The sequence below is a fragment of the Simiaoa sp. genome (assembly GCF_051972595.1).
Taxonomy (GTDB): Bacteria; Bacillota; Clostridia; order Lachnospirales; family Lachnospiraceae; genus Acetatifactor; species Acetatifactor hominis.
Window position 1 is genome coordinate 22,108 of sequence record NZ_JBOKRY010000032.1, and the last position, 10,929, is coordinate 33,036.

Genomic DNA, 10,929 nt, shown 5'->3' on the forward strand with positions numbered 1-10,929 from the left:
TTACACAGCATTTACTGTTATACCACGGATTGCTCTGTTTGTGAAGTTATTTATACTTCTCTGAAATCTCCGTCGATGACATCATCATCTGCGGAAGAACCTGCGTTGCTGCCGCCGGCCTGTGCATTCATGTCAGGACCTGCGCCCTGAGCGCCCTGCTGTGCCTGTGCAGCCTGCTCATACATCTTGGTGAATACAGACTGTGCACTCTGGGTCAGTTTCTCTTTTGCAGCCTTCAGCTCATCTACATCGCTGTCGCTCATCTCCTGATCCTTGGTTCTCTCCAGGATAGCCTTAACAGCTTCCAGATCAGCCTGTACCTGAGTCTTGTCACTCTCGGGCACCTTGTCACCTACTTCGTTCAGAGCCTTCTCTGTCTGGAATACGAAGGAGTCTGCTTCGTTTCTTGCCTCGATAGCTTCCTTACGCTTCTTATCCTGTGCTTCGAATTCAGCTGCTTCCTTGACAGCCTTCTCGATATCGGAATCGGACATGTTGGAGCCTGCGGTAATGGTGATGTGCTGCTCCTTGCCGGTACCCAGATCCTTAGCGGATACATTTACGATACCATTGGCATCAATATCGAAGGTAACCTCGATCTGAGGGATTCCTCTGGGAGCGGGAGCAATACCGTCCAGACGGAACTGTCCGAGGGACTTATTATCCTTGGCGAACTGACGCTCACCCTGTACTACGTTGATATCTACTGCGGTCTGATTATCAGCAGCGGTAGAGAAGATCTGGCTCTTCTTGGTAGGAATGGTTGTATTTCTCTCGATCAGTCTGGTTGCAACACCACCCATGGTCTCAATGGACAGAGACAGAGGAGTTACATCCAGTAACAGAATATCACCGGCACCTGCATCACCGGCAAGCTTACCACCCTGGATAGAAGCACCGATTGCTACGCACTCATCAGGATTCAGAGACTTGCTGGGCTCTTTACCGGTCAATGCTCTTACCTTATCCTGTACAGCAGGGATACGTGTGGAACCACCTACTAACAGTACCTGGCCCAGATCAGAATAATTCAGGCCTGCATCCTTCATAGCGTTCTGTACGGGGATAGCGGTCTTGTCAACCAGATCTCTGGTCAGTTCATCGAACTTAGCACGGGTTAAGTTCATATCAAAGTGCTTAGGTCCTTCTGCGGTTGCGGTAATGAAAGGAAGGTTAATGTTGGTGGTCATTGCGCTGGACAGCTCTTTCTTAGCCTTCTCAGCTGCTTCCTTCAGTCTCTGCATAGCCATCTTATCGCCGGACAGATCTACACCTTCTGCCTTCTTGAATTCATCCAGCATCCACTGAATGATCTTGTTATCGAAATCATCACCGCCAAGGTGTGTATCACCGTTGGTAGCCAGTACTTCGATGACACCGTCACCGATCTCGATGATAGATACATCGAAGGTACCACCACCAAGGTCGTATACCATAATCTTCTGCTCTTTCTCATTGTCCAGGCCATAAGCAAGTGCTGCTGCGGTAGGCTCGTTGATGATACGCTTTACATCCAGGCCTGCGATCTTACCTGCATCCTTGGTAGCCTGACGCTGAGCATCATTGAAGTATGCGGGAACTGTAATAACTGCCTCGGTAACTTTCTCACCCAGATAGCTCTCTGCATCTGCTTTCAGCTTCTGCAGGATCATAGCGGAAATCTGCTGAGGAGAGTACTTTTTGCCGTCGATGGTACGGCCACGGTCAGTACCCATATCTCTCTTAATAGAGGAGATGGTCTTCTCTGCGTTGGTAACTGCCTGACGCTTTGCAGGCTCACCGACCAGTCTCTCACCGGTCTTGGTAAATGCTACAACAGAGGGTGTGGTTCTTGCGCCTTCTGTATTTGCGATAACGGTGGGTTTACCACCTTCCATAACAGCTACACAGCTGTTGGTTGTACCTAAGTCAATACCAATAATCTTACTCATAATATTTTCCTCCTGTTTTTATTCTCTGTTTTCATTTTATAGTTTCTATTTTCAAAAAAATGTGATAATCAAATTATTGAACAACGCCTACCATGCTGTGTCTTACGACCATGTCATGATATGTGTAGCCCTTCTGAAGTTCCTGGGCTACCACACCGGATTCATACTCATCGCTCTCCACCTGCATCACTGCGTTATGAAGATTCGGGTCGAATTCCTGTCCGACTGCCTCGATGGGTTTTACACCGATGTTCTCAAGCTCTGTCATCAGCTGTTTGTAGATACGGTTCATACCGTCTACAAAAGGATCTTCTTTGGATTCCTCGGGAACCGTTGCCAGACCTCTTTCAAAATTATCTACTACCGGAAGGATCTTCTCGATCACACTCTTGGCACCGGTATCGAACATTGCCTGTTTCTCTTTATCGGTTCTCTTACGGAAGTTCTCGAACTCTGCCATCTGACGCTTTACTCTGTCTTCCAGCTGATCGATCTTCTCCTTGTAGGAATCTTCCTTTTTGCTGAACTTCGCCTGCTTCTTTGCTGCCTTTTTGTCTTCCTTGCTCACGGGCTCCTCATTTTCTGTCTCTTCTTCCTTCAGCTCTTCGGCATCTGAAAGATCCTGTTCCATTTCTTCCTCTAATATTTCTTTTTCCTGATCTGCCATTCTTACTTTCCTTTCTGGAATCTGTCTATTCTTTGCGGTAAAGGTCATCCAACTGGTTCTGTACGGTTCTCAGCGTTCCGATGACCTTGTCATAATCCATTCTCTTGGGACCTATGATTCCTATGGTTCCCTTCATGCCTTCGCCTAATTCATAAGTAGCTGTCACAACACTGCAGTCCTTCATGCCCTGCACCGGTGTCTCGTCTCCGATGTACACCTGAATACCTGTGCTGCCTTCGTCTGCCAGGGATTCCTGGATCAGACCGCCTAACTGCTGCTTCTCCTCGAAAGCATTGATCAGTTCACTTGCCTTGGACTGATCTGCCAGTTCCGGATACCGGAAAATGTTGTTCGCGCCGCTGGTGTAGATCTCCAGGTCTTCATCTGCCTTGATGGCATCTGCCACGGCATCGATCACCTCACTGACGATCTCACTGTGGATTCCGGCCTGCTGCTTCATCGCTGCGATCATCCCTAAGTTGATCTCCTCCATGGACAATCCATTGAGGTGTGTGTTCAACAGGATGTTCAGTTTCAGCATTGTCTCATCATCCAGTTCCTGATTCACCGCCAGGATATTGTTCTTGATCACATTACCTTCGGCAACGATGACTGCCAAAATCTGTCCGGCATCTACCCGGGACAGCTGGATGAACTTCAACTTGTTGTGATGTACCTGCGGAGCGCTGATCATGGTGGCATACTGTGTGTTCTGAGCCAGAGTCTTAACTACCTGCTTTAACAGGTTCTCCAGCTTATCCTGTCTCTCTAAGAGCATATCCTTCATCTCATTGACTTCCTGCTCTCTGGTCGCCATCATGGTATCCACATAGAAGCGATATCCCTTATCGGACGGAATTCTTCCTGCGGAAGTGTGGGGCTGTATGATATAACCCATCTCCTCCAGATCTGACATCTCGTTCCGAATGGTTGCCGAGCTTAAATTCAGATCCGTATATTTCGAAATGGTTCTGCTGCCTACCGGCTCTCCCGTTTCCAAGTAGTTCCGGATAATGGCTTGCAATATAATTGTTTTTCTGTCATCCAATTGCATTCCATCACTCCCTTTGGGATTATTAGCACTCATCTAAAAGGAGTGCTAACATCTTCTTACCCTAAAATATCACTACCGGGTATTATTGTCAACCGATTTTCCGGAAAATAATTCTAAAGATTATTAATAAAATATAAAAACAGAACCGGCACTATTCCAGTACCAGTCCTGTCTCCAAATATACGGGAAGCGCCCGTACATATACCATATCTATTGTGCCTCCGATAATGATCAGAAAGCATACCGCAATGCCTGCATTTACCAGCCATCTCGGAAAAGTCCTGCCTCTGAAGCTGATTTCCGAAAGCTTCTGAATCCCTTTTATCATGTAATACATTAACGGAAGCAGTGCCGGGAGCAGGTAACGTCCCTGGTTCTGATAATCCGTGGTATATGCATAATAAATCGTCAGAAAAACCGGCATGAAAATGCAATACAACATATTTATATGAAAGAACCATTCTCTTCCGGATATCTTCCTCCGCACTTTATAGCGGATCAGATACAGAAGCGCTCCCACAATGCCTGCGGCAAAAAAAACTTTATATGCCCGATACAGCCAGATGGAGCCATATATGGACATAGAACCGAATGCCCCTACAAAACTGTGAAACAGTCCGGACAAGGTATAACGTTCCCGGAACATTTCGAATACTGTATATCCCATGGACTGATAGGTCTGCATCGTCAGAGGATTCACGCTCTCTATCGCATACTGTATTGCCATTTTTTCCCGGGTGGCAAGCCCTAACAGATCTCCGTCCAGTACAATATAACTTCGAATGAACCACCAGCCGATTCCTATCAGGACCACCGCCGCAATAAAGCATCCGTATTTTAACATCTTCTTCCAGTCATAAGAATAGCCGCCGCTCTCCTTTTTCTGTAAAAAGAACATAACAAACAGCAAAATGCAGCTTACGATATATCCATAGGCATTATAATAAGAAAGTGCGCATAAAATAATGCCTCCGCTCATCCACAGACTGTTTCGGACATTGATGCCGTCCCGGTAAACACAGATCAGTGCATACACCATCATCGCCGTGGACAACATGCAACAGGAATCCGTATTCACATAGGTATGCATAAACAGTCCTTCCGGCAGGTAGGTCACCGCAAAGCAGAACAGCCAGCGGAATCTGTCATCCTGAAATACTCTCTTCCCGATAAAGTATACCACGACTGCCATCAGCAGTCCGAAAGTCACATTCACCAGGCGTGCAGTGTACAGCAACGCGATCTCGGATTCCGTAAACAGGCTGACAAAACGCATGATATACCCCTGTACAATATATGGAAATACGTTATACAGTGCATAAGAAAATCCATACGCCGGAATCCGCACTTCTTCCTCCAGTCCCGTGGGTATTCTGCCGTATTTGCAGATAAACTGCGGGATCAGATATCTCGCATGCTCATCGGGCGGGTTGCCGAATAGGGGCGGTGTATTGGCGAGGGGCTGCAGCAGGGCGATGGTAAGCGCCAGTGCCAGAAAACCCAGCAGATATAATGTAAAAATAATCTTTTCTGATTTTTTCTGCATTCTGTCATCCTTTAACATTTTGATCATAATAATGATACAAAAACCCCAAAGTGATTATTCAACTTTGGGGCCTGGTAAACTATTCAGACCCTATTCGCAAAACCGCACCTGCGGTGCTTTCCTTTTGCTCATAGGGTTACTTCGTAATATAAAAATAAGTATATATCCTTATGAATGCAAGCATTCAACGTATATATACTTATTTTTTATTACTCTGAATAGTTTATATGTAGAAGCTGCCGGTGGTCTCTTTGTTCATTACATAGTAAACCATGTTCTCTTCGGGCTTTACATATAATTCTATGCTGGTCAGATCAGCTGCCTTCTGCTTCAGGTCGTATTTCCATACATCCTTTGCAATCTTCAGCAGATCTTCCTGAGAATAGGACTTGCCGCTGAACTGAACACTGATCTCGCTCTTTAACTCTGCCTTTTTTGCTGCGGGTTTCTTAGCGGGTGCTTTCTTAGCGGTTTCCTTTTTTGCTGTCTCTTTCTTAGCTGCGGGCTTTTTAACCTCTGCCTTTACAGGTGCTTTTACTTCGGCCTTTGCTACGGGTGCCTTCTCAGCTTCCTTCACAGCGGTCTTAGTTTCTGTCTTAACTGGAGTTGTCGGTGCTGCTTTCTTCACTTCTGCCTTAGGCGCTTCCACTTTCGCTGCTGCTACTGGTGCTACAGTTTTCTTAACTATTGCCATGTTACCGTCTCCCTTCTGTACGAATCATGTACAAAAAACATTTTCATTCTCCTCACAAGTACCGTATTCCGGCGCTCGATAAGGGTAGTGTATTCCATTTCCTTATAATTGTCAACTGTTATGCGAATACAAGGAAGTACAGTAATACGATAATCCCCAGTACGATCCGGTACCATCCGAAGACCTTAAAGTCATGCTTTTTGATATATCCCATCAGGAAGCGAAGTACGAACAGGGATACAATAAAGGATATCACCGTACCGACCAGCAAGCAGGCAAGCTCCATTCCCGTGAATGCAAATCCAAACTTCAATACCTTCAGAAGACTCGCTCCAAACATAACGGGAATTGCCAAAAAGAAGGTGAATTCTGCCGCTACTGTTCTCGATATACCAATCATAATGGCTCCCAGGATCGTAGCTCCGGAGCGGGAGGTTCCGGGCAGTGCCGCCGCTACCAGCTGGCACAGACCGATGATCAGTGCATCTCTGTAAGTCAGCTGGGACAATTTTGTTGTGGTAGGTACACGGTCCTTATTCCAATTCTCGATCACGATAAACAGTACGCCGACCACTACCAGCATTACAGCTACCACGATAACCTGAATTGTAACACCACTGCTTCCGATCTCTTTTTGGAAGGCTTCTCCCACCGCATCATCAAACAGCAGACCGTATACGACTGCCGGGATACATGCCACAACGATCTTCACCCACATCCAGAATGCATCCATGCTCAGTGCCACATTTCCCACTGCGGGATCTTTTGCGGATTTTACAATGCCTCCCTTTTTCGGCTGCTTATTTTTCTTCAGATAAAAAGGCCAGATCTTGTTCCAGAACAATACAACCACCGCTAAAATAGCTCCCAGCTGGATGACTACATCGAACATATCGAAAAAGCCTTCGCTGGTCTGCTTAAAAGGGATCAGACGTTCCACCAGGATCAGATGTCCCGTGCTGCTGATCGGCAGCCATTCAGTAACACCTTCTACAATACCGTAAATAATTGCTTTGATGATTTCTAACATTTCTTTTCTCTCTTTACTTTCTTATATTTTTAGTACTTACTTTTCCAGATATGCCAGCAGATCCTCGTAGCAGGCTTCTGCTTCCCGATAACCTTCTTCGTATAAGGCGATCAGTTTGTCCTTGTCTTTCTCGATCCGTCCCACATCACTCTTTTTGTGAGGGCGGATCACAAATGCCTTGCCACATTCCTCCTGTCTTTCGATGTAGTCCAGGCTCTCATTATAACGGATATGTCTGTCCGCCATGAGTTCATACACTTTAGGATATTTCAGATATCTGAGTTTTATGAGTCCTAACTGCGATGCGGAGGCGGGTTTTCTCACGAATCCCACTTCCTTGGTCATGACAACGATGTTTTTGCGGTTGCCGTCCAGGATCGATTTCTCCAGAGGAATCGCATCGCTGATGCCACCGTCCAGATACAGCTTCCCATCTATTTTTACATTCCGTGCCACTAACGGCAGGGATGCGGAAGCACGGATCTTGTCAATATCTTTGCGGATATCACGGACACGCAGATACTCCGGCTGTCCCGTCTCGATGTTGGTCACCACGCTGTAAGCCTTGCCGGGATATTTTTCAAATGTTTCATAGTCATACGGATACAGATATTCCGGGATCAGGTGATAACAGAAATCCACATTGAACAGATCTCCGCTGGTCAATAAGCTCTCCAGGCTGCAATACCGTCTCGTATCCAGATAGTCCACACTGACACTCAGTGCCCGCCCCTTTTGTCTGGACAGATAGCTGCACATATGGCACGCTCCGGCAGATACCCCATAGATATGGGAGAAGTCAATTCCTTTTTCGGTAAAAAAATCTAGCACTCCGGCGGTATAGACACCCTTCATGCCACCGCCTTCCAATACCAGTCCTGCCTGATACATTCGCATTACTCTCCTTTCTGCTTCTGCAACGATCCAGAACCCCATCAGCATATCGAAAGGCTCATTCGTGCAAGCACAATTCGTTTTTCGCATTCACTCCATGCAACTATCTAGATAGTTGCATACTCATTCTTCACGAACTTTCGTAAAGCTTCCAGGGATCTCTCTACCTTCTCCGTGTCCACACAGTAGGCCATGCGGAAATATCCGGGTGCACCAAAGCTATCACCCGGTACCAGAACGAGATCATATTTCAATGCTTTCTGACTGAATACCTTAGCATCCTCTTCCAGCGCCTTCGGGAAAATGTAGAAGGTTCCACCGGGCTTCACGCAGGTGAATCCCAGGTCGATCAGTTCTTTATAAAGGATATTCATATTCGTCTCATACACCGACAGATCCGCTGTCTTGTCCAGTACCTGTGCTACTGCCAGCTGGATAATGGAAGGAGGGCAGTTATGTCCGATACCGCGGGAGATCTGTCCGCACATATTGATCATGGTCTCCGCATCCTCACATGCCGGGTTCACTGCCACATAGCCGATACGTTCTCCCGGCAGGGACAGGGATTTGGAGAAGGAATAGCACATGATGGTATTGTCATAAAAATAGGATACGCAGGGGCTGTCCACACCTTCAAACACGATCTCACGATAAGGTTCATCAGAGATCAGATAAATAATATGACCGTATTCCCGTGACTTTTCTCTCAGGATATCTGCCAGTCTCTGCAATGTCGGGGTGGAATATACCACACCGGAGGGGTTGTTGGGAGTATTGATCAGTACTGCCTTGACCTTCTCTGTCAGCATCTCTTCAAACGCCTCGAAGTTGATCTGGAAGTTCTCCAGATTGGGCGGAACCACCTTCAGTACTGCCCCGGTGAGATCCACATAAGGATGATATTCCGGGAAAAACGGTGCAAAGGTCAGGATCTCATCTCCCGGCTCCGTCACCAGACGAAAAGCATGTGCCAGCGCTCCCGCCGCCCCGGATGCCATAAAAATGTGCTCTTTGCGATAGGGCAGGCCGAATCTCTTCTCCAGATTCTCCGCAATTGCCTCCCTGACACTTGTAATACCGAGGCTGGGACTATAGCCGTGCAGTTCCAACGGTTCCTTCGTCGCCAGCATATGGATCATACGGTCGGTAAATTCTCTTGGAACCGGAACGGAAGGATTCCCCAGGCTGTAATCAAATACATTCTCGTATCCGATCTCCTGTCCTCTTGCCGTAGCGAATTCCGAAAGCTGCCGGATCACTGATTTTCCCGACAGCATGTCTTTGTATTTCTGAACTAACACACCAATCTCCTTTCCGCAGGCGATTCCTTTCGTCGGAGGAATCGCGAATCAAATTTCAAATTTGATTCTGCGCTGTTTATTTGATCTCTATAAACTTATCTCTGGACTTTTCCGTGGACAGACAGATGCCGTCTCTTCCACAGCTTTTTGCCTTATAGAGAAGATCATCCGCTCTGGAAGTGAAATCCCACTCTCTGTTATTTTCCATCGGGATTCTTGCAAAGACTCCCTGGCTGACGGATACATATTTACTGCATCTACTGCACTCATGAGGTATTTTTAATGCACGGACCTCTCTGAGAATGTCCTCTGAAATTCTCCGGATCTGCTCTGCTGTCATTCCGGTATATACGATCATAAATTCATCGCCACCGTATCTGGCACAAAATATCTGTCCCGGAATCTGGTGCTTCTGAAGGACTGCTGCGATGGATTTCAGGCAATGATCCCCCTCCAGGTGCCCATAGTGGTCATTATATTCCTTAAAAAAATCAATGTCCATAAGCTCCACACCCATGACCTCCTCATGTGCATAGGCGTGTTCAAAGCAGCCGGTCAGATATTCGTGCAAATAAGTACGATTAGCCAATTCCGTCAGTTCATCATGCATGGCAAGATCCTCCAGTACCCGGTTAGAGGCTCTCATATTCTCTCTGTCAAGCGTTACATTTCTCAACCGGTCCTGTAATTCCATGACACTGACTAAGGCACGGTGATTTTCCTGCCGGAATTTTTCATAAGTTTCTAAATATTGCCGGGTATATTTCACATATTGCCCCATGTCTCCTTTGCGTAATATGCTCTGCACTTTAAAAGGATACAGATCCAGGAAGATATTGTAATACACTTCAATATGTTTTTCATCAATGATCCGGATCAGTTCCTCCAGATATTTTCCATCGGGCAGGATAGTCAGGATTCCCGCCAGGATCACCAGTTCATCCATGATCTCTTCAAAAACATCCCGGTCTGACAATTGCTCCAGAAGATCTGACGCAAGTTTTAAAGCCTCTTCCTCATGCCCTTTTAATAATTCGCAGGGAATACGATACATTTCTAATGTTATTTTCGAATAATAGCTTTCCGGTGCTTCTCTGAGGATCTTCTCTATTTCATTCCAAAGCTGCAGGGCTTCTTCCATTTCTCCCAGGTACATGTGACAGCAGCCGCACTCGATCATACAGTTGATCCTGTTATAATTCAAATGATATGTTTTTTCTGACTTATCATAGCAGGCGATCGCTATACGGTAATGCTGTATCGCCTCCTGCCTCAGGCGCATCCTGACCAGGGTATAGGCAATATTGCTCTCCGCCATGCCCTGTATATAATAATAATGATATTTTTCCGCATATTTCAGGCTGTTATAGTAGGAGCTGAGCGCTAACATCCGGTTATTCTTCCGATCGGACACCGCTCCCATCATATTATGGGCTTTGGCCAACAGCTCATACATCCGGGCATTTTCCAGGCAGCCGACACTCTCTGTAAGGCATTGCATGGTGTTCTCATACTCGCCCTTCTGCCAATAACACTCCGCCAGATAATAGAGTCCAAGCCCTGTCAGCTTCTGTGATCCGGTATCTGCCGCATACTCCAATATTTTCTGGCAGGTGTCATAGTCCAGACAGTTGCCTGATTCTCTATATTGGATAGTATCGTTTATGAAGTTCTGCACGGTCTGTGGTAAGCCGTTTAAATCCATCCTGTTTCCTTTCCGTGAACTCCCCTTAACCCCTTACTGCAATTCATTCCGTAAAATCACCACCACCCGTCTAACGGGTGGTTTGCTCTGAGGCTATAAGCCTCTGT

The 10,929-nt window shown here is 46.5% G+C and carries 9 protein-coding genes; all 9 read right to left on the reverse strand.

Annotated elements, in window-relative coordinates; genetic code table 11:
- Positions 1 to 50: 50 nt before the first annotated feature.
- On the reverse strand, positions 51 to 1,931 hold the full coding sequence (dnaK, locus tag ACTRDR_RS10945) for a molecular chaperone DnaK (protein WP_148448982.1): 1,881 nt from the start codon (positions 1,929 to 1,931) through the stop codon (positions 51 to 53).
- Positions 1,932 to 2,004: 73 nt separating this feature from the next.
- The gene (grpE, locus tag ACTRDR_RS10950) at positions 2,005 to 2,598 is read right to left on the reverse strand and encodes a nucleotide exchange factor GrpE (protein WP_176863813.1); all 594 of its coding nucleotides are present in this window, start codon (positions 2,596 to 2,598) and stop codon (positions 2,005 to 2,007) included.
- A 25-nt stretch (positions 2,599 to 2,623) separates the two neighbouring features.
- Positions 2,624 to 3,652, reverse strand: a complete 1,029-nt coding sequence (gene hrcA, locus ACTRDR_RS10955; RefSeq protein ID WP_176863815.1) for a heat-inducible transcriptional repressor HrcA — start codon at positions 3,650 to 3,652, stop codon at positions 2,624 to 2,626.
- Between the two features lie 151 nt (positions 3,653 to 3,803).
- The gene (locus ACTRDR_RS10960; protein ID WP_440527527.1) at positions 3,804 to 5,198 is read right to left on the reverse strand and encodes a DUF2142 domain-containing protein; all 1,395 of its coding nucleotides are present in this window, start codon (positions 5,196 to 5,198) and stop codon (positions 3,804 to 3,806) included.
- 223 nt (positions 5,199 to 5,421) lie between these two features.
- Positions 5,422 to 5,892, reverse strand: coding sequence for a DUF6465 family protein (locus ACTRDR_RS10965; protein WP_176863819.1), 471 nt, complete (start codon positions 5,890 to 5,892; stop codon positions 5,422 to 5,424).
- Between the two features lie 118 nt (positions 5,893 to 6,010).
- On the reverse strand, positions 6,011 to 6,922 hold the full coding sequence (locus tag ACTRDR_RS10970) for an undecaprenyl-diphosphate phosphatase (protein ID WP_440527529.1): 912 nt from the start codon (positions 6,920 to 6,922) through the stop codon (positions 6,011 to 6,013).
- Between the two features lie 36 nt (positions 6,923 to 6,958).
- On the reverse strand, positions 6,959 to 7,813 hold the full coding sequence (locus ACTRDR_RS10975; RefSeq protein ID WP_440527531.1) for a patatin-like phospholipase family protein: 855 nt from the start codon (positions 7,811 to 7,813) through the stop codon (positions 6,959 to 6,961).
- 110 nt (positions 7,814 to 7,923) lie between these two features.
- Complete coding sequence (locus ACTRDR_RS10980; protein WP_176863825.1) at positions 7,924 to 9,117, reverse strand: pyridoxal phosphate-dependent aminotransferase; 1,194 nt, start codon at positions 9,115 to 9,117, stop codon at positions 7,924 to 7,926.
- 76 nt (positions 9,118 to 9,193) lie between these two features.
- Positions 9,194 to 10,822, reverse strand: a complete 1,629-nt coding sequence (locus ACTRDR_RS10985) for a tetratricopeptide repeat-containing diguanylate cyclase (RefSeq protein WP_440527532.1) — start codon at positions 10,820 to 10,822, stop codon at positions 9,194 to 9,196.
- Between the last annotated feature and the right edge of the window lie 107 nt (positions 10,823 to 10,929).

What these genes read in the sequence shown, in the direction of transcription:
- dnaK (WP_148448982.1), bottom strand. Translation starts at nt 1,931, where the DNA reads ATGAGTAAGATTATTGGTATTGACTTAGGTACAACCAACAGCTGTGTA.
- grpE (WP_176863813.1), bottom strand. Translation starts at nt 2,598, where the DNA reads ATGGCAGATCAGGAAAAAGAAATATTAGAGGAAGAAATGGAACAGGAT.
- hrcA (WP_176863815.1), bottom strand. Translation starts at nt 3,652, where the DNA reads ATGCAATTGGATGACAGAAAAACAATTATATTGCAAGCCATTATCCGG.
- ACTRDR_RS10960 (WP_440527527.1), bottom strand. Translation starts at nt 5,198, where the DNA reads ATGCAGAAAAAATCAGAAAAGATTATTTTTACATTATATCTGCTGGGT.
- ACTRDR_RS10965 (WP_176863819.1), bottom strand. Translation starts at nt 5,892, where the DNA reads ATGGCAATAGTTAAGAAAACTGTAGCACCAGTAGCAGCAGCGAAAGTG.
- ACTRDR_RS10970 (WP_440527529.1), bottom strand. Translation starts at nt 6,922, where the DNA reads ATGTTAGAAATCATCAAAGCAATTATTTACGGTATTGTAGAAGGTGTT.
- ACTRDR_RS10975 (WP_440527531.1), bottom strand. Translation starts at nt 7,813, where the DNA reads ATGTATCAGGCAGGACTGGTATTGGAAGGCGGTGGCATGAAGGGTGTC.
- ACTRDR_RS10985 (WP_440527532.1), bottom strand. Translation starts at nt 10,822, where the DNA reads ATGGATTTAAACGGCTTACCACAGACCGTGCAGAACTTCATAAACGAT.